This is a genomic window from Lysinibacillus sp. GW823-FHT06C08 (assembly GCF_058795135.1).
Genome location: NZ_JBXAHN010000001.1, coordinates 339,127 through 363,261 on the forward strand (window position 1 = coordinate 339,127; position 24,135 = coordinate 363,261).

Annotated in this window: 9 protein-coding genes and 1 pseudogene; 5 read left to right on the top strand and 5 right to left on the bottom strand. The window is 37.0% G+C overall.

All coding sequences use genetic code 11. The annotated features are described in order from the left end of the window. Window positions 1-6: 6 nt before the first annotated feature. The 3 genes from AC1Q6O_RS01605 to AC1Q6O_RS01615 all read right to left on the bottom strand — a co-directional run bounded on the left by AC1Q6O_RS01605 (window position 7) and on the right by AC1Q6O_RS01615 (window position 4,475). Entirely contained in the window at window positions 7-1,563 is a 1,557-nt protein-coding gene (locus tag AC1Q6O_RS01605; RefSeq protein WP_233301803.1) for a putative polysaccharide biosynthesis protein, read from the bottom strand. After that, the gene (locus AC1Q6O_RS01610; RefSeq protein ID WP_008181379.1) at window positions 1,560-2,282 is read right to left on the bottom strand and encodes a WecB/TagA/CpsF family glycosyltransferase; all 723 of its coding nucleotides are present in this window, start codon (window positions 2,280-2,282) and stop codon (window positions 1,560-1,562) included. The genes AC1Q6O_RS01605 and AC1Q6O_RS01610 overlap by 4 nt, the downstream gene beginning before the upstream one ends. 342 nt (window positions 2,283-2,624) lie before the next feature. Beyond that, window positions 2,625-4,475 carry an S-layer homology domain-containing protein gene (locus AC1Q6O_RS01615; protein WP_492400884.1) on the bottom strand — a complete coding sequence of 617 codons (1,851 nt, stop codon included), beginning with the start codon at window positions 4,473-4,475 and terminating at the stop codon, window positions 2,625-2,627. 631 nt (window positions 4,476-5,106) lie between these two features. Here AC1Q6O_RS01615 and AC1Q6O_RS01620 point away from each other — a divergent pair. The 5 genes and pseudogenes from AC1Q6O_RS01620 (at window position 5,107) to AC1Q6O_RS01640 (ending at window position 22,033) form a co-directional block, all read left to right on the top strand. Then, complete coding sequence (locus AC1Q6O_RS01620; RefSeq protein WP_342531890.1) at window positions 5,107-8,553, top strand: S-layer homology domain-containing protein; 3,447 nt, start codon at window positions 5,107-5,109, stop codon at window positions 8,551-8,553. Window positions 8,554-10,580: 2,027 nt separating this feature from the next. After that, window positions 10,581-12,407, top strand: a pseudogene (locus AC1Q6O_RS01625) (bifunctional metallophosphatase/5'-nucleotidase); the annotation flags it as partial. Between the two features lie 92 nt (window positions 12,408-12,499). Then, window positions 12,500-17,008, top strand: coding sequence for an endonuclease (locus tag AC1Q6O_RS01630; protein WP_492400885.1), 4,509 nt, complete (start codon window positions 12,500-12,502; stop codon window positions 17,006-17,008). Window positions 17,009-17,579: 571 nt separating this feature from the next. Continuing rightward, on the top strand, window positions 17,580-19,472 hold the full coding sequence (locus AC1Q6O_RS01635; RefSeq protein ID WP_492400886.1) for a stalk domain-containing protein: 1,893 nt from the start codon (window positions 17,580-17,582) through the stop codon (window positions 19,470-19,472). A gap of 59 nt (window positions 19,473-19,531) precedes the next feature. Next, entirely contained in the window at window positions 19,532-22,033 is a 2,502-nt protein-coding gene (locus tag AC1Q6O_RS01640; protein WP_492400887.1) for an S-layer homology domain-containing protein, read from the top strand. An 88-nt stretch (window positions 22,034-22,121) separates the two neighbouring features. On the opposite strand, the gene AC1Q6O_RS01645 is transcribed toward AC1Q6O_RS01640, so the two are convergent. Both AC1Q6O_RS01645 and AC1Q6O_RS01650 read right to left on the bottom strand, forming a co-directional pair. Continuing rightward, window positions 22,122-23,375: an HlyD family secretion protein gene (locus AC1Q6O_RS01645; protein WP_492400888.1), complete on the bottom strand. Its 1,254-nt coding sequence runs from the start codon at window positions 23,373-23,375 to the stop codon at window positions 22,122-22,124. Next, on the bottom strand, window positions 23,375-24,052 hold the full coding sequence (locus AC1Q6O_RS01650) for a hypothetical protein (RefSeq protein ID WP_008180873.1): 678 nt from the start codon (window positions 24,050-24,052) through the stop codon (window positions 23,375-23,377). The genes AC1Q6O_RS01645 and AC1Q6O_RS01650 overlap by 1 nt, the downstream gene beginning before the upstream one ends. Window positions 24,053-24,135 lie beyond the last annotated feature (83 nt).

Consider the following 24,135-nt stretch of genomic DNA (forward strand, 5'->3'; position numbering starts at 1 on the left):
TCTTATTTATGAAAATCTTTTTCCGATAACAGGGATTTTCTTTAAATCTTGCTTATGAATAGCTTTCATTACCCAAAGTAAAAGGAAGTATATAGCTCCTCCAACGATGATGGCAATAGTCAGATAGCCCATTGCCCACATACGAGACCAATGTGTAAAATCAAGCCAAAGCGTTGGTAAACCAACGGCTGCTCCCATTACGATCGAAGACACAATCATTTTCACCGTATCTTTTCCAAGAACAGTAAAGCGAATCATACGATATATAAAGACAGTATTCACAATAAATAACACAAAGTACACCAATAAAGTTGCATAGGCAGCACCATCTAGACCAAATGCTTGAATGAAGAAGATGTTCGCAAACACCTTCAGAACAACGCCACTTAAAATAATAAGAGCGCCTGTTTTAGCAGCATTCATTCCCTGTAAAACACCAGTTCCGAGAAGAGTCAGAGATGTAAAGACCGAGCTAAGGTTAATCATCGCTAACATTAAGCTTCCCTCTAAGTCCTTGAAAAGAGCCAGATTTAAAGGCAAGGTTAAGGCTAGCAGTCCAATAGCAGCCGGCCATGATATTAGATGAGTCATACGATGTGTTCGCTCAATAATGCTGCGTGTTTCATCCATTTTACGTTCGGCAATCTTAGTAGTAATGAGTGGCACAAGCGGTAAAATAATCGAAGACGCAAATACAGTCGTAATTTGAACTAATGTCAGCCCGCGACCATATATTCCGTAAAGGAAGCTAATTTCACTTGCGTCAGCTCCTGCATTTCTCAAGCCATATGTGACTGTAAATGAATCCACAAAGTTAAAAAGTGCCATTGTAACAGAACCAATTGCAATTGGAATGGAGATCTTTAAAATAGTTTTACTATATGTGGAGAAATCCTTGCTAGAATATTTTTCCTTGCTCGTTACTTTTACTGAAGAACGGAAATATTTATAGAGTAAATAAACAAGTGAACCAAGTGCCCCAAGGACAGAACCAGCCATAATTCCACCAGCTACAATGTCATTTGAATAATCCATCGCAACTAGGAAATATGCAACAATTAGAATTAATGCAACTCGAACTAACTGTTCAATTACTTGAGAGATAGCAGTAGGTCGCATATCTCCAAAGCCTTGGAAAAAGCCACGATAGACGGCCATATAAGGGGCCACAAGTAATGTCAGTGCCACAATAATTAACGCAATTTCTGTTGATGGTCCACCAAGTGCATTCGCTATCTGTGCTGAAAAACCGTAAATGATTGTAAAACTAATGACGCCAAATGATAGGGCAAGGATTCTTGCGGTCACATAAATTTTCTTTATTTTGGCAGTATCCTTACTTGAGTTGGCCTCCGCAATCAATTTAGAAATAGCAATAGGGATACCCGCAACAGATAAATACAAAGCTACCATATAGACAGGATAGACAAGACTGAAAATACCCAGTACTTCGTCACCAGCAATATTTTGAAGGGGTATACGGAAAATACTTCCGATTACCTTAGAAAGTAATGTCGCGATGGTTAAGACGAGTGTACTTTTGACAAATGTTGATTGACTCATTTTGCTGTGCCCTGCCCTCTAAGCTTTAATGAGAAAACCTTTAAAGCAAAACGTGGAAGAACAAGCATTCTTATAAAACGACTTGGCTGGCGTAGTAATCGATAAAGCCACTCAAGATTTAACTTTTGCCAAATGACTGGTGCACGCTTCACGGTGCCAGCGATGACATCGAAGGAGCCACCTACACCAATAAATACTCCTTTTGAAAACTTGTCCAGATTTTCAGTAATCCATTTTTCCTGTCTCGGTACTCCTAAAGCAACAAACACCAAATCAGGTTGTAATGCTGCGATATCGTCGGCAATATGATTGTTATTCCAATCAAAGAAGCCATCATGATAGCCGACAACTTCAACATTTGGATAATTCTTATGAATATTGGCAATGGTCTTTTCAATTGTTTCTTTTTGTGCGCCCAATAAATAAATTTTAAAGCGCTTTTGTTGACCAACCTCCAACAGTTTCACCATGGTATCATAGCCTGTCACACGCTCTGGAAGTGAATCTCCAAGGATTTGAGCAGCCTTAACCACACCGATGCCATCCGCACAAATGTAGGTTGCCTGATTTAAATATCCCTTCACAGTAGGATTTTCATTTGCCTGCATGACAACTTCAGGATTGGCTGTCACAACGAAAGTTTTTTCTTGCTGTTCAATACGATTAACAAGTAAATCTACAAACCCCTGCTGACTAATATGTAAAAAGGGTACGCCCATAATCGTTACATGCCTCATATAGTGTTCAAACCTTTCTGTAATTCCTTTTTCACTGCAATCTATCATACCATAAAAGCAATATTGACAGGAAATTTTCGATAATAGTTCACCTATTGATATAGGCTGCATAAAAGGGGATTCATCGTTATAAAAAGGATAATCCCATTGCACAATACAAGAAAATTAAACTAAAAAATGCACCAAAATTTAGGAGGGAAAGGTGTTAATCCTAAAAGGGCGATTTGAGTTTCTTCTATTATATAGTGTTTTATATTATTGCAATGAAGACAACAAAAAGAGTGCGAAACAATATCGCACTCTTTTTTAGATGATCGTAGAAAATCATTTTTTTACAATATAATCGCCGTGCACCCAGCCGGTTTTGCCATTATAGATAACCTGATACCAGGCACCATTCTTTATGAATTCGCCTTTATCATCTACTGCACCAATAATAAAGCCGTTTGGTTTAACTGTACCTAGTATAGCAGCTGTTGTTGACGGTTCGCTTCGAACATTGAGCGTGATGTTCATGTTAACAATCTGTAAACCATTTTCTAGCTGAACATAATCATCAAACACCCAGCCCTCTTGTCCATTTACACTTATTTTGAACCAACCACCATTTTCTCCAAGTACTTTGAAGGATGTATCTTTAGGTAAATTCGTCATAATGGATGCAGCATCTGCAGTATTTGGATACGTTCTCATATTGAGATTAGTAGTAGCCTTTCCGATTGCCCCAGCTATATAGGAATCTAAAGCATATTGCTTCGTAGGGCTTGGTAAAGATGGAGCGGAAGGCTGACCCTGATAAGCAGGAACATCAAACACTAAATTCGTTGTCGTATGTGCACCAACTAATTCATAAATATCATAAATCTTTTTCGCCTGAATAACTGCCCACATTACATGTGTAGCATATTGATGGACGGTTGGATTATCAGGGTTCCAGCGCATTTTATATAACGTGTCTTGTCCTTTACTAATATACTGATCCTTGACAAATTGAGCTCCACCGATAATTGCATCCTGCACGGTAAACCACCCATTTGTATAAGCACGCTCAGCACCAAATTTATTAGCATCTGCATCAATAGCACCAATACCATAAGCATTATACGTTTTCTTAATAGCGGTTAAATTGTCTCTATTTTCAGGAGTGACCATCACTGGCTTTCCACCCGTATCTAAGCCTACCTCAATTCCATTCATAAGCGCAGAGGCACCATTAGCTGTTTCATGTAAAGCATGTGATACCAAATAGATAGCATTTACATTGTTATCGACACCCGCCTTAATAAAGGCATCAGCCATACCTGCTAAGCTTCCTTTATTAGCAAGTACCTTGTCATTTAGTTCCTTGGCATTCAGATTATTGACCACAGTGGATAATTTTAAAAATTGATAAAAAGATGGGCTTTCCTGCATAACGCTCTTTGGGTGTACATAGTATGACACTAGTGCGTCGCTAGCAGTAAAAATGCCAGCACCGTCGACCTTTGGATTATTGGCAGTTTGTTTATTAACCACCGAGGAATAGTCAGATGAGTAATTCGTCGTTATATATTCCTTTCCACCAGTTTCTGGTGCTTCTAAATGAATTAAACGATAGAGAACGGTCGCTGCTTCAGCACGAGTTGTTTGTGCAAGCGGTGCAAATTGATTACTTGGCTTCCCTACAAGTAGCCCTGATGATACGACAGCTTGTACATCAGCATAGGCCCATTTGGCGATACGAGCATTGTCACTAAAGTTAATAGGGGAGGAAGATGTAAGGATGTTTTGATAATGGAGAGCTCTTTTTAACATAGCCGCCATTTCCTGACGATTAATATGTGCGTTCGGGTTGAATTTACCCTGCTCGTCACCTTTAATCAGACCATGATAGCTCGCTTGCTCGATTACTCCGTAGTACCAGTCGCCTTTCTTTACATCTGAGAAGGTTGCTTGACTAGAAGCAGCTGGCAAGTTAAGCGTTCTGACTAGAAATGCTGCGAATTCAGCTCGAGTAACAGCATCGTTTGGACGATAATTGCCAAACTCGTCACCCTTCATTAAATCGTTCGTAATAAGATAGTTCATTTCATGATAGGCCCAGTGCTTCGAAATATCTTCTGCTGAAGCGGTAGTAGGCGCAAGATAGAGCATTCCTGCAAGCACTGCCCCGTAAAGAGGAAATTTTCGTTTCATTTTTCAAGCTCCCTTCAATAGCTGATAATTGTTCTATCAAACTACCAAAAGTGTAACACAAAAAAAGGTAATCTATTATTACAACATAGGGACAGATAGAGTTAGCTAGCATTTAATAATGAAGAAACTCTTAAAAAGAGAAGGAAAGAGGTGGAATTCGCTAAAAAACTCTACCTATGTTTCTGTTTCTTTACAAATATAACTAAAATATTACGGGAATCTTTAATTTTTGACAATTTAGTAACCATTCCAGAAAATGCTTGGTTATTATGGAGAGTCAGGTATAATAGGAAATGGAACTATATGTTACCAATACAATTGAGGGTAAAATTAGTTGGAAGAAAATAGCCGTCTAGTAAATACCATGGTAAAAAAATCTTCTATATCTAAATTTATGTCCCAGTGCTTGAATTTCGGAAAAGATAATGTTATATTATTGTAGAAAGTGAATAAGCTTACTAGAATGGTATTCTACTACTCTTTTTCTAGTAACTTTACTAAGAAAATTTGCTTTAGTTTTGAATTATTCGAGAAAGCTATAATACATAAATTTAGGCAACTAATTATGGTGATACTATAGTTTTCATCGGAATAATATCAATTTTTAGGAATATTAGGGAGGAATAAATTAATGGCAAAGCAAAACAAAGGCCGTAAGTTCTTCGCGGCATCAGCAACAGCTGCATTAGTTGCATCAGCAATCGTACCTGTAGCATCTGCTGCACAATTAAACGACTTCAACAAAATCTCTGGCTACGCTAAAGAAGCAGTACAATCTTTAGTAGACGCTGGTGTAATCCAAGGGGATGCTAACGGCAACTTCAACCCACTTAAAACTATCTCACGTGCGGAAGCTGCTACAATCTTCACTAATGCTCTAGAATTAGAAGCAGAAGGTGATGTAAACTTCAAAGACGTTAAAGCTGATGCTTGGTACTACGATGCTATCGCAGCAACTGTAGAAAACGGAATTTTTGAAGGTGTAAGTGCTACTGAATTCGCACCAAACAAACAATTAACTCGTTCTGAAGCTGCTAAAATTTTAGTAGATGCTTTCGAATTAGAGGGTGAAGGCGATCTAAGCGAATTCGCTGACGCTTCTACTGTTAAACCATGGGCTAAATCTTACCTAGAAATCGCAGTTGCAAACGGCGTTATCAAAGGTTCTGAAGCAAATGGTAAAACAAACTTAAACCCAAATGCTCCAATTACTCGCCAAGACTTCGCAGTGGTATTCTCACGTACTATTGAAAACGTAGATGCTACTCCAAAAGTTGACAAAATCGAAGTAGTTGACGCTAAAACTTTAAACGTTACTTTATCTGACGGTACTAAAGAAACTGTTACTTTAGAAAAAGCTTTAGAGCCTAACAAAGAAACAGAAGTTACTTTCAAAATTAAGGATGTTGAATACAAAGCTAAAGTTACTTATGTTGTAACTACAGCTACTGCAGTTAAATCTGTATCTGCAACTAACCTTAAACAAGTAGTAGTAGAGTTCGACGGTAAAGTTGATCCAGCTACAGCTGCTGAAGCAGGTAACTATTCTCTTACTGGTGCTAACGATCCTGTAGTTGATACTGCAGTAGTTTCTGAAGATGGTAGCACTGTAACTTTAACTGTTGTTGACAAACTTGAGAACCAATCTGAGTATAAATTAGCTGTAAACAACATTAAAGCTGGCGATAAAGTTATCAATGCTAAAGATTTAAAATTCAAGCCACTTGATAATACAGTGCCAACTGTAGCTAAAGTAGAAGCTTTAGGTAACAAAACTATTCGCGTACACTTCAGCGAGCCAGTAAAAGCTGCTCAAACTTCACAATTCCAAATTGATGGTAAAGTAGTTGTTGGTTCAATTCAAACTAACTTAAACACTGTTATCATTAAATTATCTTCTACTTTAACAGATGGAGAACACACTCTAACTGCTGAAGGTACTGAAGATTACAACAACTTCAAAACAGTGAAAGCTGACACTAAATTCAACGTTGTTGAAGATAAAACTGCTCCAACTGTATCAGTTGTAAGTGCTTCATTTGAGAAAGTAGTTCTTAAATTCTCTGAGCCAGTTGAACAAGTATTTGCTTCTAACATTTATTGGATGCAAGGTGGATCTAAAAAGCAAGCTGCATCTGTAAAACAACTTGCTGATGATAAATATGAATTCACATTTACTGGTGACAATAAACTTGTTTATACAACAGATTTATTTGTTACTAACGTAAAAGACTACTCTGGTAACGTAATTGATAAAGATACTAAAGTTCAAGTAACTCCTGTAATCGATCAAACTCGTCCAGAAGTAATTAGCTCTACATTTGTTAAAGATTCTAACAACAAACAAATCACTATCAAATTCACAAAATCATTAGATACAGATATCGCTAAAAAAGCTGCTAACTATGTGATTAAAGATAAAGATGGTAAAGTACAACCAATTTCTAGTACTGTAAATGTATCAAAAGATAAAGAAGTTACAATTACATTACTAGGTTCTTTAAAAGATAATACTGATTACACTTTAAGTGTAAATGGTGTAGCTGATAACACTACATTGAAAAATGTAATGCTTCCATACACTACAACTTTATCTGTAAAAGATGTAACTGCTCCTAAATTAGTATCTGTTACTCAATTAAACAATAAACAAATTTATGTTGCATTCAATGAAGCAATGGCTACAAGTGGAGACGGTTCAATCGTTGATATTGATAAATATACTGTAACTGGTCCAGATAATAAAAAAATAACAATTGCATCATTTAATGTGACTCAAGATTCAAAAGGAGTTATTCTTAACTTCAGTAATCCAATTCCTGAAGTTACAACACCTCTTAACCCTAACTACAAAGTAAAAGTACAACTAGTTAAAGATTTAGCTGGAAATTACTTAGAGGGATTACAGGGAGAATTAGTTGTTGATAGACAACAAACTACTATTATTAACTCAGTTGAAGCTACTGCAAAAAATAAAGTAGAAGTAGAATTCTCTAACCCAATTCAATCACTAGTACAAGGTGATTTCACTATTACTGGTTCTGAAATTGCTCATAATGAAATTTCTGCTGATGGTAAAACAGTAACATTCACTTTAAAAACAGATTTAGCTGAAGATGCTAAAAAAGATGGTAATGCAGTTACATTAGCTGTTAAAGCATCTCCTTCAACTGTTGATGTTTTAGGTAAAAATATCACAGGTGGTGTATCACCAACTGTTGTTGACAAAATTGCAGCTACTGTTGATACTGAAAAAATTACTGCTGTTCAAAACAGAGACGATCAAATTAAAATTACTTTCAATGAAGCTGTTAAACTTACAGCTGGTGGTAAACCAGAGTCAGATTTCATTGTAAAAGATGGTCTAAAATCATCAGGTAATAACGTTAAAGTAGATAAAGTTGAAGTAGATACAACAGATGCTACTAATAAAACTCTTATCTTAACTCTAGAGAAAAGTTTAGTTGCTGCTACAGTTGAAGTTACTAACCCACGTTTTGTTGAAGATTTAGCAGGTAATATCATTGCTAAAATAGAAGCAACTTCTGTGGAATTAGATTCAAAAGGTGCTGCAACAACACTTGAAGCTGCAAAAACAGCTTTAAACACTTCAATTGCTACTGCAGATACAACTGCAGCTGCTCCTGCTACTGAAGGTAAAGCAGTAGGTAACAAAGTTGAAGGTTCTAAAGCAGCTTTAACAACTGCTATTACTACTGCAAAAGCAGTTAATCCAGCGACAGCTACATTAAAACAATTAACTGATGCAAAAGCAGATTTAGATGCAGCTGTTACAAAGTATAATAATGCTGTAGTTGTAGCTATTACACCTGCACTAGGTAATGTAACATTAGCAGCAGTTAATGACACAGACTCAAATACTACAGTTGCACTTGCTACAGGTGAAACTCTTGAAGTTATTTCTGCTGATTCAACTAAAGTGAATGCTGTAGTTGATTCAGGAAATAAAGTTAAAGTAACACACGTAGCTGCTGGTACTTCAGTAATCACTGTTAATGTACTAAATGCTGAAGGTAAAGTAGTTAAAACTGGTACTTTCACAGTTACAGCTTCTTAATAAAACTAAACGAAACGTTACTCTATAAGCTAATTCATTCAGTGAAATGAGTGGAAGTGAAAACCCCATGTTTTGCATTAAGCAATAAATATGGGGTTTTCTTTCTAACTATTACTTCCAGTTAACAGGTGAAAGTCCTGTTCTTGTAAAACAGTCAGTCTACAAGTACCTAATCCTCCTGCATCCAGTGCTGTGCTGAATCACACAAAAGGGATGAAGTCAGGTGAAGTCGTACCCGGTGGTACCGGGGCGGGGTTCTTTAAAAGATTTCTATGGTTAGGCAGACGAATCCATGTAGGCAGGGTAAGCTAGTGTATGGTGCGAAATAAAGCTAGGAGCTCACTGTACATCCCTATAGTCGAAATACTATAGTGGCGATCGATGAATTGACTGTTAAACCGGTCGTTCTTATTCCTGGATAGTGGAAACCTAAGGAAATCAAAATAAGGGATGGAAGTAGTGGAACGTTTGAAGTCTTGTTAGAAGAGGTGTGTCAGCACTAGTGAGGCTAATAAGATGGCAGCGGGTTTGTAGTAGTGTAGATTGCTAGCCGTTTGGACTTGTATGGTAACATATGAGAAGGGTAAAACTAGCAGGAGCGAAGAAACCCAGTCAGTGGTAAATCTATAAGAAACTTATTTCCCCAAATTTGTTTCTTTAAAAGTTAAATTCAGAGGCAATCATATTATATGATTGTCTCTTTTTTATTTTGTATCTATTCTATGTAAGAAAGTAGAAAGTAGAAAGTAGAAAGTAGAAAAATCCTAATTTTATTTAGTATAGAGAAATTCCTTGTAGTATTTATTTTAATTTCTTATCTTACCCAATGTTATTTGCTTTTTTAGTACAATTCTTGTCTTAATAGACTAATAACTATGCAATAGAAAACTCTTGAAAATTTAACTCATAAAAATGCTTGAATAACTTTAATGAAAAAAGGAGATGAATAAGTAAAAATCATTAGGTAGGTTAAATATGGAATTTTATAAAGAAAAAGAAATCTTTTGCTACAGTTGTCGTAAAAAAACTATATTTACTTATAGAGATACGTATAGAAAGAACGGGGTAGACAGTCATTGTAGTGAATGTTCAGGGATTTGGTTTGAATGGCAAAATAGAGCAGTTGAGAGGGAAATGGAAAAGTGGATTGAATATAATAAACAGCTTATCAAATGACTGATAGGTTGTTTATCAATATTTAATCGAGAAGTTTATATTAGAGGCTCTGTAAAGAAAGTGCGTTGCTTTGAAATGTAATTTGAACAAAAATGCCTTGCAATCCTTTATTTTGCGTTAAATAAGAAGAATCCCTTTTGAAAAAAGATTGATCAAAAGGGATTCTTCTTTAGCAGTTTTAAGTTAGGTTTTATAAGTTTGATTATTTCTACCTGTGTTGCTCCAAAATCGCGCCCTTTAATGGAATAACTAAACTTCATTTTGAGGTTTTTAAGTGCGTTTCCAAACATTCATTTGAGAGCGTTCTTGAGGGTTAATTTGTATTGTTTATACATCTTTTTCACACTAAAAGAATAAACCTATTTTTGCTTACTTTCTTTTTCAGTAGAGCAATTCATAAGAAAGGACTTACCTTCGGGTGGGTCCTTTTCTTTTTTCTATCACTTTCCTGTGTGATTCTTTTTTAGTTTATTTAGAAACTGCATATATTCCCATCCAAAGAAGAACCTCCTAAACTACTTTCATTTAGGAGGTTCTTCTTTTATTGATCTATTTTACCGGCAGCATGTTGGAACTGTAAACCTATTTATAATATTTTTTAAAATTTATCAAATTTTCTATGATAGCTGTTACATTACTAATATTACAATTTATTTACATACTATAGATACTATAAAAATAGTGCATTAACATTACTATGTTTACATATATATTGTAGTGGGGAAATAAGTTTTGAATATTTAGACTATTGATGGCACGCCGTATGCGATGAAAGTCGCCTGTACGGTGTAGGCCCAAACCGAAAGCCCAGATAGAGAGATGTGGTATAAGGTGGGAATGGCAATGAGCAGTTTACTTTGGCGTTAATGCATTCGAACGACACGCATGCTAATCTAGCGAATATCGCTAGAAAGGTAACCGCTGTGAAGGAGGTTAGAGCTAAAAAACCAAACGCATTACTATTAGATGCTGGTGATGTTTTCTCGGGAACTTTATATTTTAACGAATTTAAAGGACAAGCTGATTTAGCGTTTATGAATTTAATGAAGTATGATGTCATGACTTTCGGGAACCATGAATTTGATTTAGGCGCTACTCCTGAGGGACATCAAGCCTTAGTTGATTTCATTAAAGGCTCGCAATTCCCATTCGTTTCTTCTAACATTGATTTTTCAAAGGACACAAAGTTCACAGGTTTATTTACGGACCTTATCTCTAGTGAGCCTCAAAACGGAAAAATCTACAATGGAATTATTAAAGAAATGAATGGAGAGAAAGTAGGCATTTTCGGATTAACAACGGCTGAAACGAAAGATATATCGTCTCCAGGCAGTATTGCGTTTGAAGATTATATTACAGAAGCCAAAAAAGCAGTCAAAGCCTTTGAAGATAAAGGTGTTAATAAAATAATTGCCTTAACGCATATTGGTTATGATGATAATCCAGCGTATGATAATGATCAAATTTTAGCAAAATCTGTTGAAGGAATTGATGTGATTGTAGGTGGGCATAGTCATACCCAGCTAGATAAACCTGTTGTGGTAGATAAAAATATTGCTGGACAAGCAAAGGATGCTACATTGATTGTTCAAGCCTATCAGTACAATGATTATTTAGGAACTTTAGATGTTACCTTTAATAACAAAGGAGTTGTCGTTGCACATAATGGGGCTTTGTTAAAAGTAGCTGATTATGTAGAGGATGCGCAAGCGCTTGCAACATTAAAACCATTTAAAGATAAAGTTGAAGAGCTTTCTAATACAGAGACTGGGGCAACCGCAAGTATTGCCTTAGATAATCCTCGAACAGGTGGAGATAATATAAAACCAAGTGTTCGAAAAAATGAAACTCCATTAGGCAATTTAATTACAGATGGAATGCTAAAGAAGGCTAAACAGTATAACAATGATGTCATTATGGCACTTCAAAATGGTGGGGGTATTCGAGCTGGTATTAATCAGGGGCCCATTACAGTGGGTGAAGTCATAACGGTACTTCCTTTCGGTAATACTTTAGCGACGATGAGCCTAACTGGCAAAGAATTAAAAGAAGCTTTAGAAGTGAGTGTTGGACAATACCCAGCTGAAAATGGTGGTTTCTTACATGTTTCAGGTGCAAAGGTTGAATTCGATTCAACTAAAGCAAAAGGTCAACGAATTGTTAAAGTTTCATATATGGATGGACAAGGGAAATATGTAGAGATTCAGGATAATGTCACGTATACAATAGCTACAAATGCGTTTACAGCTAAAGGTGGAGATGGCTATGATGTCTTCAAAAAAGCATACGAAGAGGGCCGTGTGACAGATTTAGGTTTATCAGATTGGGAAAACCTTGCTGAGCATATTACGTCTCTTGGCACAGTCAATTCAAAAGTTGAGGGAAGAGTTGTAGACGTTTCCAACAGTCAAGTACCTGACGAAAATATTGCTGAAACTGAATTCTCCGGCACAGTTACTACCCCTAAAGTATATGAAGGCAATGTAACAGTTGATATTAACAATATTTCAATCTTAGAAAATGCTGTAGTGAAGGGTCATTTAATCATAACAGGTACTGTCACAAATGAATTATCATTTGTAAATGTAAAAGTAGAAGGAAATCTAGATCTTTCCAAAATAGATGTTGATAAAGTGGATTTCGATGGAATCACAGTGAATGGAGAAACAATTCTATAAGTTGATTTGCAAAGCCTTCTATTCAGAGAGTAGAGGCTTTGCTATTAATTTTTACAAAAAAACTTCCTAAAATTGAAAGGAGAATTGACTTGATGTCCAAGAAGAATTGGAAAAAGCCCGTAAATGCCTTTTTAGCAACCACACTAGTAGCAGGCGTTGTCGCACCAGTAGCACCACTTACAGTTAAAGCTGAAACATTTGCAAAGGATTTAATTATTTCAGAGTATATTGAGGGAAGTTCATTTAATAAGGCAATTGAAATTTACAATGGTACGGGCTCACCGGTAGATTTAAGTAATTATACATTAGAGCTTCATACAAATGGTGCAGAGGCCGCAGATAAAACAATGAGTCTATCAGGTGTTTTAGATAATGGAGCAACGTATGTTGTCTATCATAAAGATGCTGATGCTACTATAAAAGCCAAAGGGAATCTTGAAAATTCGATTGTTATCAACTTTAATGGGAATGATCCAATCGTCTTAAAGAAGTCCTCGGAAATAATTGACTCAATTGGACAGGTTGGCTCTTCAGCAGATTTTGCAAAGGACGTCACATTAGTAAGAAAAAGCTCAGTCCTTTTTGGCGATATGAATATCTCTGACACGTTTAATTCAGCTTCAGAATGGACGACATTCCCCAATAATGATTTTTCAAATTTAGGACAGCATACAATGGATACAAATGTTGACCCCGAAAATCCGGGGCCAGTCGATCCAACGGACCCTGAAGTACCAGTCACTCTGTCTATTGGTGAGGCAAGAGCGAAAGGGATTGGGGAAACAGTAACGATTAAAGGTAAAGTAGCAGCGACCTTGAAAAATACATTCTCTGTTCAAGATGAAACAGGTGGTATCGCTGTTCGACCTACTAGTCTAGCTATGACAGTTGGAGACGAAGTAACGCTTACAGGTAAATTAGCGGACTATAGAGGGTTATTACAATTAGATAGTGCTACTATTATTGAAAAGGTTGAAAATACCGGTGCACCCATACCCAAATTAGTAACAGGTTCTCAAGTGAGTGAAGAGAATGAATCACAGTTAGTAACAGTAAAAAATGTAACGCTAACAGATGTGAATCAACAACCAGGCTATGCTAATTTTACGGCAAGTGATGGTACTAATTTTATTGTGCGTGATGAAACAAATACTCTTGGATTGACTAAAGATACTATCTATGAATCCATAACGGGGATTGTTCAAGAGTTCGATAAAGCTTATCAAGTGATTCCAAGATCAAAAGCGGATATCGTCGCTGATAGCTCTACTTTAAAACCTGCTATCGCATCACCTGGAAGCGGGACATTTATTGGAAAAACTAGCGTTACGTTGACTACAACTACGGCAGAAGCGGAAATTTATTACACAGTAGATGGTTCTGATCCAACTGTTGAAAGTCAAAAATATGAGGCACCGATTGATATTACTGAAACTACTATATTAAAAGCAGTGGTCAAAGCCAAAGACGGTACTTTAAGTGAAGTGGCTACGTATGAATATACGCTTACTGATAAATTACAAATTCATGATATTCAAGGTGCTAGTCATACCTCTTCGTTCAATGGTAAAACTGTTGAAGGAATTGAGGGAATCGTAACCTACTCCTTTGCATTAGGAGGAAACAATTATTATACAATTCAAACTCCTGATGAATGGATAGATGATGACCCGAATACATCGGAGGGAATTCTTCTATATAGCGGAAACAAGAAATTACCACTCAGCGTCGGTAACTTAGTTTCCGTGAAAGGACAAGTAAGTGAGTATGCTTATGATGGATACGATGATAGGCAGCAAACAGATTTAAAAACAACACAAATTAATGTTCGGGACGATCAGGGTGGAAAAGTAGATGTTATAAAAACTAGTGTTGCCTTACCAGAACCTATTAAAATCGATCCATTAAAAATGTCTTTCAGTAACATTGACAGCGATCATCTGCAAACGTTCAACCCAACCATCGACGCCATTGATTTTTGGGAAAGTATTGAAGGTATGCGTGTTGAAGTAGGGGATGTAAAAGCTGTTTCACCACAAGAGCATGGTGATTTAGTAACGGTACTAAAAGATGAGCAAACAAATACTCTCCATGGTGGTGTTCGGTTTGAAGAGGGTAATGCAAATCCAAATAGAATACAATTTCGTCTAGAACCTAATGGCACTGCACGTGATTTTGAAGTAGCGACAGGTGATACCTTTAAGGGTCCTATTACAGGTATTGTCGGTTATTCCTATCAAAACTTTAAAATTTATGTTCCATTAGATGAAATGAAAGCAGCTCATCAAAAAGGATCTACATCACCGGAGAAAACAAAAATTGTAAAAGCTGATGATAAACTAACGATTGCTTCATACAATCTAGAAAATTTCTCCAATAATAAATCGTCCACAACTGACGATAAGGCGAGAAAACTAGCAAGAGCTATCGGGATTGATATGAAAAGCCCAGATATTGTTGGTGTAACAGAGGTACAAGATAATAACGGGGCAACTGTAGGTGATTCGAAGGCAGATCAAAGCTATAAAAGATTAATTGACGCTATTAAAGCAGCAGGTGGCGTCGACTATCAGTATGTTAATATCGATCCAATTAACAATCAGGATGGTGGCGCACCTAACGCAAATATACGCGTGGGCTTCCTTTATAACCCAGATCGTGTGAAGCTGAAGGAGGGCTTGCCAACAGGTAATGCTACTACAGCAGTGGGCTATCAAGATGGAAAATTAACATTGAATCCAGGACGTATTGATCCAACAAATGCAGCGTTTAATAGTAGCCGTAAACCATTAGCTGCTCAATTTGAATTCCAAGGGGAAGATGTAGTAGTCATCGCAAACCATTGGAATTCAAAATCAGGTGACACACCATTGTTTGGTGCAATACAGCCACCTCAAAATGGTAGTGAGGTACAACGCAAAAAAATTGCACAAATTGTTTATGATTTTGTCAAAGACATTAAAACAAACAATAAGGATGCAAATATTGTCTCTTTAGGTGACTTTAACGACTATCAATTTGCAGAGGCTCTTAAAATTCATGAAGGTCAATTAATGACCAATATGATTAATAAAGTAGACGACTCTGATCGTTACACATATGTGTATCAAGGGAATTCACAAGTATTAGACCATATTTTAGTATCCAATAATTTAGTCAATAAATCTGAGATTGATATCTTGCACATAAATGCAGACTTTACAGATATGGCAGGACGCGCAAGTGATCATGATCCAGTCATGGTTCAAATTGATTTGAAAAGTGGCTCAAGTGTTGAACCAATACAGCCTGAAACAATCTATAATTTTAAGAACTTTAAAACCGATAAATTGACGATTACGAAACCGAGTGTGGCAGTACATTTAGATGCTCAATCTGTTATTACAAAGGGTATTTTCTTAAAAGGCAACTATGCTGAATTACATGGTGAAGGATTTAAGACAACGGATGTAATCATAAATCCTGATAAAGCAGGAGCAATTATTGATCTAAAAGGTAATGCTATGAAATCTATAACGATTGACGGTTCGAATGTGAAAGAAATTAGAGGGGCTGACAAAATTGATATCCCATCAATAAAGTTTATAAATGGTGCGGCTCCTGAGAAAGTCAAATTTACGAATTCAAAAGGGGATCCCATTGAGGATCCTTCTTTACCGTCTGAAAATAAGCAACCTACTATTAAAAAGCCTATTACAAACAAAGCGATAGCAGTTGGAGAAGTCATTAATATTCAATTAACAGATCATTTCTCTGATCCAGATGGTGATGAATTATCGTTTACGGCTACAAAAGGTTCTATAAAAGGAAATATCCTCACGCTTAATTTAGCAGAGGGCAGTCATATTGTTGGGGTGACGGCTTCAGATGGCAAAAAAAGTGTGACTACAAATTTCAGTGTGACAGTATCTGCAGCCAACGATTATTATGTTGGAGCACTGAATAAAGATGGACAGGCATTAAAAAGTGCGCTTCATGACATCATTTCGAAGCAAAAAATACTTTCTTATAATGAAGTTTGGAACGCCATAAAATATACAGATGAAGATCCAAATAATACAAGTAATGTCATCTTATTTTACTCTGGAAAATCTAGCTCCAAAACAAATAGCGGCGGAAATGTAGGGAACTGGAATAGAGAGCATACTTGGGCAAAATCCCATGGTAATTTCGGAACTAGTAATGGACCTGGAACAGATATTCATCATTTACGCCCAACGGATGTGCAGGTTAATAGCTCTAGGGGTAATTTAGACTTCGATAATGGCGGAAGTCCAGTGACTGGTTGTACGGGTTGTCTGAGGGATTCCGATTCGTTCGAACCACCGAAACGTGTAAAAGGTGATGTTGCTCGAATGCTGTTTTACATGGCTACGCGTTATGAGCCAGGAGATAAGGTTGATCTTGAATTAAATGATAAAGTAAATAATGGCTCGGCACCTTACCACGGCAAACTTTCTGTCTTATTGCAGTGGCACAAGGATGATCCAGTAGATAACTATGAAAGACAAAGAAACAATCGAATTTATGAAATCCAAGGTAATCGTAATCCATTTATCGACCATCCGGAATGGGTAGAAATGATATGGAAATTAAAATAATTCATATGATACTATATATTTTTCTATGTTTTAAGTCAAAACGGGCATTCAATGAAATCAATAACTATTATAAGCACTCTCAGCTGAGGGTGCTTTCCTTATATCGCCATCGTCCACCTCAGTTAAACTTTATCCGTATTTTAGGAATGAAGCTTTTTTTAATACAAAACACGAGAATAATCCACCATTTTCCCAGGCTATGTAACTTTTTAAAATAAAAAGAGTCTACTTTATAAAATAGTTTGCTAGTTGTTCTAATAATATCGGCCAATCTAGTTACCTATCAAATACTATCTATATATCGGTATGAATTGCATAGAAAGCAGCTACACCATTGCTTTAAAATTTGCTTCAAAGGAGGGTATATATAAGGAGCTATTAAGGAAGAAAACAGTTTGCAAGAAAATATACTGGCATTTTGGAATAACATTTACTTCATATGAAGCTTTTGAAGGAGAGAGGTTAGAACTCTAGTACCGAATTCTACTTTTTTCGATAAGAATCCCACATTTTGGGGTTTTTTCATGTTAAGATGATAAAGACAATTGAATGTGAAAAAAAGGAGATTAGCATGTTTAAGAAACTAAGGAATACATGTATTGTATCAGCGGTTGCTTTGGCTACAATTTTACCTGGACAAGCATCTGCAACAGCAATTAGTAACAATGGAATTCAGATAAAAAACAATGTTTCGATTACAATTAATGGAGAGACGATTAGTGTCTATGACCCTATTTTAAATAAATCGGATTTCTTATTATTGCCAATGCGTGCTTTATATGAAGCGATTGGTGCGAATGTGGATTGGAATAAAGAAACACAGACAGCGTCAGCTACTCGTAACGGGAAGATTGTGGATTTAAAGATTGATTCGATGACGGCTTTAGTAGATGGACAAGAAGTGGCGATGGATGTCGCACCGTTCATGCATCAAGATCGTACTTATATGCCACTGCGTTTCGTTAGTGAAAACTTTGATGGTAATGTTCATTGGGACCCAGAAACACAATCGGTAGATATTACGATGTCAGATGATCTGCCTGAAACGCCTCAGGAAGACCCTTATATTTTACATATCAATAACAAACGTATCGTGATGAAAGATCCTATTATTATGAAGGATTCAAGATCTTATTTACCTGCTAGCTATATCCATGATTATTTAGATGATTCTGCGGGTGCATGGCTCCCAGACAATTCCTTTGAATTACAAATTGCTGGGATGAGCTTTGTTTTCAAAGATAATAGCAATGAGGTTCTTGTGAATAACGAAACGGTAACATTAACAGAAAAACCGTTTATTCAAAAAGGAAAAATGTATGTGCCTATTACGTTTCTTGTGAATGCGTTAGGCGGAAATTTACGTTATATCAGTGATAAAAAAGAAATGTATATTTACGTTTACCGTTATATGTATACAAGTTCATTCCTTGAAAAATCTTATGGCTCTACATCATCGCCAGCAGCTGTACCTTCTGCTCGTTTAGAGGGAGATCGTGATTTATTTATTAGTGATAATCCTGAAACGTTAACGCGTAAGCTTGTCCCAAAGAACAATGTGACGCTTTCGCAATATGACGTGAACTCAACGGCAGTAACGAATAAGCATCGTGTCTTTGGTTGGCATTACAATACACTAGGCACAGATGTCAATATTGGGATTACGGTTCAAAACAAATCTACGACAGAGAGTATTAAAGTTGTAAATTCAAGAGGTATTAATCAAAAGACAGGTAATAGCTGGGTAGGGCATGATATTGGTTTGACAATTGCTGATGCTACCTTAAATAACAAGCTTAAAAAATCAGAAAGTAGCGGAATTGTCATTGCACCAGGAGAAACAAAGGTCATTGAAACATACGATCTACACCATGAATATATTATTGGTTTTTTACATGATTTAGATATTCAAGCGGTCAATGGTGGAAAACCAGAGTATATGATTCGCACAGTGCTTACAAAAGACAATAGTGATTTAACAACGATTCAATCGGAGCAGGTTGCCATCGATGAGTATGCGAAACATCCAAGAGGTGCTTGGTCAAGCGCTACAATTCTAGCAGAGCTACCAGCCTATACAGTAGATTCGCCAGAAGTCGGCTATAACATTTCGAATGGCCGTACTGACCATTTACAAACAGCTGAAAATTCATTTTCACAAATTAATGGAGCAGTCGGAAATCCAGGTCATTTCGGTATGAACTACAAGGTGTCAATTCCTGTTGTAAATCCAACTGGGTCTACAAAAACGATTAAGCTGAAACTTGCTGGTCGCGGAGGCTTATACAGTGGTGCAATTAAGGTGAATGGTAAGGTCCATTTAGTGCCTTCTTTACGAGTAGGAGAAGAATATGTGGAGTTGCCTGATTACGAAATGAAAGGTTCATCAGGTACGATTGAATTAGAACTAATGCATGCTGGTGGTGTCAATCTTCCAGTAGCAATCTATGTAGAAACAAAATAAAGAAGTCACTGGCACGGGTCATACGACATGACATCGTGCCATACTTTGATTAATTCGGAGTGAAGAAATTGGCAAGAAAATTAGTCTCAATTGTTGTAGTTATGTTCGTGCTTATGTTAACTGTTAGCCCCCTCAACGGGCAAGCAGCCGGTTTTGGCAATAAAGTGAGTGAAGTGAAAACAGAGGTATCCCCACAAGTAAATCACTTACAGCAAACCTATACTTCAGGCTCTATCCGTCAGTTTGTAAATGTTTTAGATGTAAATTTAAATAATACATATACAAAACTAGAAATTGGGATGCCCAATCCTATTAATTCCCTAAAAACGACATCAGCTATGGCGAAGCAAAACACGTATGATGGCCATCGTGTTGTTGGAGCTGTTAACGCTTCATACTTTTTAGGAAATGGTATGCCCGCGAACTTGTTAGCGGAAAAGAATGAAATTGTCAATTATGGTATTTTGGGAGATACGTATGAAAGCCCGACTCAAAAGCCAGTTGCATTTGGCTTATCTAAGTCAGGGAAAGCGATAGCAGATTATTATACAACGAATCTCTCCTTTCAAGTAAATGGAAAAACATATCCTATTGATCTCATTAATAGTGAACGAGGAACAAATAAAAACGTTTTATATACGCCAGAAAAAAAGACAACTGGTACAAATGCATGGGGGTTAGAACTAGTAGTGTCAGGTGCTAGCCAAGATACAAATACTTTGCATTTCGGTGATCAATTCTCAGGCACAGTTTCTCATGTAACGACGTATGGTGCAGAAGGAAACTCATCTGTACCAGCGGATGGTTTTGTTATTTCAGTACAAAATAAAGAATTAGCCGCTGAATTAAGCAATATTTCGGCAGGTACAAATATCGATGTCAGCCTGTCGATTGATCAAAAATGGATGGATGCTCAATTCATTTTAGCTGCAGGACCAATGCTTGTGCGCAATGGTCAAGTTGATATTTCGATGCCAACAAATTCTGGCTTTGCTTCGACACGCAGTCCTCGTACAGCAGTAGCGGTAGATGCTACAGGTACAAAGGTGTCACTTATTACAATTGATGGTCGTTTAAGTGGCCATAGTAATGGTGTTAACTTATCAGATTTAGCTTCACATTTAATTTCAATGGGGGCTACTTCGGCTATTAACTTAGATGGTGGCGGTTCTACAGCGATGGTCGCGCGCAATCCAGGAGGGTATTTCGCCAATCTTGTGAACAAACCGTCTGAGGGAAGTGAGCGTCGTGTATCGGCTATTTTACAGGTCGTTAATACAGCACCACCAGGGAATGTAAAATCTATTACGCTAAATAGTGTTGGTCAAGTCATGAAAGGTTCATCTGTAGATATGCAGGTAGCGACTGCTTATGATCAATACTTAAATCCGATGACCATCAATCCGACAAGTATGAAGTGGTCAGTTGAAGGAAATATTGGCAAGATGGAGGGTGCAACCTTTACAGCTACTCAAAAGGGTGAAGGGAAAATTATTGGAGAATATGGAGGTATTCGTACGTCCATAGCTGTTTCTGTAATAGATTTAGCAGAAAAGCCTATTGTGCTAGATAGCTTTGATAGTGTGTCTTCTTGGACAACGGAAGTAGCAAAGGCGAATGCTTCATTAGCAAACTCAAAAGAGTATGCGAGACAGGGAACAGCTAGCATGCAATTAAACTATGATTTTACAGTAGCGGGCACAGGAACAAAGGCTGCCTATATGGTTGCTAAAACACCTATTGCTATGTCAGGGCAGCCTAAAAATATCGGTGTTTGGGTATTTGGCGATGCAGGTAAGCATTGGCTAAGAGGCGTTGTCGTAGATGGATCAGGAACTAAGCACACGATTGATTTCACAAGTCAGGGCGGCCTAGACTGGAATGGCTGGGAATACGTAACGGCTGATATTCCAAGTAATCTAGCAACACCATTGAAATTCGAACGTTTATATGTTGCTCAACCAACAGCTTCTCTTCAAAAGAAAGGTCAGCTGTACTTCGATCAATTACAGGCTGTCTACAAAGATAATCATGAAGAATTAGTTTATACGGATGTGAACAAAGGACATTGGGCGTTCTCTGAAATCCAAAGCTTATACAATAAATCGCTGATTAAAGGTTACTCAAATGGTACTTTTAAGCCAGAAGCGTCCATTACACGTGCAGAGGCAGCTACAATCATTGCCAGAGCACTGAATCTATCAACAACAAAGGATTCTAGCTTTAAAGATGTAAGTAAAGGTCATTATGCATATAGTGCCATTGCAGCAGTCGAGCAGGCTGGCATTATTAAAGGACAAGAAGCAGGGAAGTTCAATCCAAACGGACAGCTTTCACGTGCAGAGATGGCAGCGATTTTAACAAGAGCCTACAAATTAACAGGTACAAGTAAAGTTTCCTTCACAGATGTTAAATCAACACACTGGGCATACAGCAATATCCAAGCACTTGTGGCGAATGATTTAACAGGAGGTTTCCCAGATAATACATTTAGACCAGATGCACAAATTACTCGTGCTCAATTTGCAAGCTTCTTAAATAGATGCTTATCACTAAAATAAACATGAAATACCCCCTGTAATAGCTACAAGGGATATTTTCATAAAAAAAGTCCGCCCATCTCTAGAGAGAGTGAGGCGGATTTTGCATTTAGAAAACAATGTATTTCATATATTGCTTCCAAGTTAACTCTTTAAACTGCTTCCAATGCAATTTCTCAATAGGTAATGTACGGAAGGTGTAGGCTTCTATATTGCGCTTCTCATTAGAGAGCATTGGTGTTCCTTCATCGAGATAGTCTGAGAAAATAGCTGATTGAGTCGTATTAAATTGGACATTAATATCTATCAATTGGATTTTCCCATCCTGATTAATGATATGGAGCTTTTTATTTCCTCTTTTTGTTGTCGCTAACCACGATTTATCGACTTTATAAGAATCGAACGCTTCATTGACAATAATGGAGGCTTTACCAGTTGTTGAAAACGGTACTTCCTCTATTGGCGCATCTTGTTGCAGTAATACTTCATAATTTGTTGGATGCGGAAGGTTTGTTGTTTTAGCTAATTCATTTGCCCAAAATGTTTCATCATCTGTAGCAATCATTTGCTTGTCTAAAACGATACCAGATAATGCATCTTTGACATGTTTCACTTTAAAATCAACCGTTTGGCCTTCCTGTACTTTTTGCCATTCTTTTTCTGACAAATAAGCATACATGGCTTTTTCATTCGAATAGATTTCGAAGGTTAAAGCACCAGCTTCTTCTTTCACTGCTGACACTACACCATCTATAGGACTGACAATGCCTTGAAGAGACTCTATTTGTGTAATTTGCGCTTCAATGATTGCAATTTGACGATTTGTTTCAGCAATATGTCGATTTAACAGGGCAACTGCTGTCGATAGCGAATTTTGTTGAGCAAGCTCTAATTTTAATGTAACAGACAATCTATCATTGATTTGATCGGTATTAATAGAGCTTTTTGGATTCGAATCGTCGTATTCGTCTTCAATTTGATCAAGTGCATTTTGTAAATCATTTAATTCTGTTTCATAGGCAGTGCGTTCCGATTCAAGCTTTGTAAGCTCCTCGTCTACTTCATCTGTTTTAAAGGTAGCGAGTAAATCATTCATCATCACTTCCTGGCCACGTTTTACATTGACAGCGGATAACTTTGTTGCATCAGCTGTAATCGTATATGTCTCGGCGGGTGCCACAATGGTATCCTTATTGACACGCTCCGTATTCGTACCTATATAAGCTTTCTGAAATTCATCAATAAAGTAGGATCGTGTCACGGTGCTATCTTCTTTGAAAACAAAATAAGCATTTATACCGATTATGAGCATCGCCACCACAATACCTATACTTGTCCATGGTCTTGCCTTGATAAATGCCATTATCCTAACCCCCTAGCAATCCATTCTTTAATGGGTAGCACACTAATCATGCCCACAAATAAGGCCATAAATAGTTGTAAGCCAATCAATTTGACTACTAACATTTTTCTACTAGCTTCTTCCTCCCATTTCGACAGGAATAGATACTGCACAATAATGATTAAAACGGTCGTTACCGTCAATTGATTGATTGTAAATAACACGAAGTCAGTTTTAATGACCTGTAAGGCAGCGGGAGCCAAAGAAAAGAATGAAAACATCGTTGTATAGCCCACCCCATAAAAAACAGCAAAGAGAATTGCTTTTTCAATGAGCAGAAAGGCAACAACGTAAAGCTGGACTTTTTTTATCCAAGTATAAGGAATGTCCGTTAATAGATGTAATAGATAGGTAACACCGTAATAATGGAAGCAAAAATAAATGATCGCCCATAAAATGGCACCGAGCATGGAAAGTACGCGTGCCACATAGTATTCATTTTGTAAATCCATTGCAAATAAGGACGTTAAATTTTCTGTCCCCATTCCCCAATATTCGCGAGTAGCAAACAATAGGATGAAAAGGATGAACACCGTTAATGCACGTTTTTTATATCCGATGATCTCACCTTTTTCTACGATGTTTGTAAAGTAGGTAGGGTTTTTTAAGCTATGCCAAAACTTATAATGGTAAAACATAAACAGCGTCCTTTCTTCCAAAATAGGATATCAAAGATGTAGTATACACCTTGTAAAGACATTATGACATATGAAAATAGCTG

What these genes read in the sequence shown, in the direction of transcription:
- AC1Q6O_RS01605 (WP_233301803.1), bottom strand. Translation starts at nt 1,563, where the DNA reads ATGAGTCAATCAACATTTGTCAAAAGTACACTCGTCTTAACCATCGCG.
- AC1Q6O_RS01610 (WP_008181379.1), bottom strand. Translation starts at nt 2,282, where the DNA reads ATGGGCGTACCCTTTTTACATATTAGTCAGCAGGGGTTTGTAGATTTA.
- AC1Q6O_RS01615 (WP_492400884.1), bottom strand. Translation starts at nt 4,475, where the DNA reads ATGAAACGAAAATTTCCTCTTTACGGGGCAGTGCTTGCAGGAATGCTC.
- AC1Q6O_RS01620 (WP_342531890.1), top strand. Translation starts at nt 5,107, where the DNA reads ATGGCAAAGCAAAACAAAGGCCGTAAGTTCTTCGCGGCATCAGCAACA.
- AC1Q6O_RS01630 (WP_492400885.1), top strand. Translation starts at nt 12,500, where the DNA reads ATGTCCAAGAAGAATTGGAAAAAGCCCGTAAATGCCTTTTTAGCAACC.
- AC1Q6O_RS01635 (WP_492400886.1), top strand. Translation starts at nt 17,580, where the DNA reads ATGTTTAAGAAACTAAGGAATACATGTATTGTATCAGCGGTTGCTTTG.
- AC1Q6O_RS01645 (WP_492400888.1), bottom strand. Translation starts at nt 23,375, where the DNA reads ATGGCATTTATCAAGGCAAGACCATGGACAAGTATAGGTATTGTGGTG.
- AC1Q6O_RS01650 (WP_008180873.1), bottom strand. Translation starts at nt 24,052, where the DNA reads ATGTTTTACCATTATAAGTTTTGGCATAGCTTAAAAAACCCTACCTAC.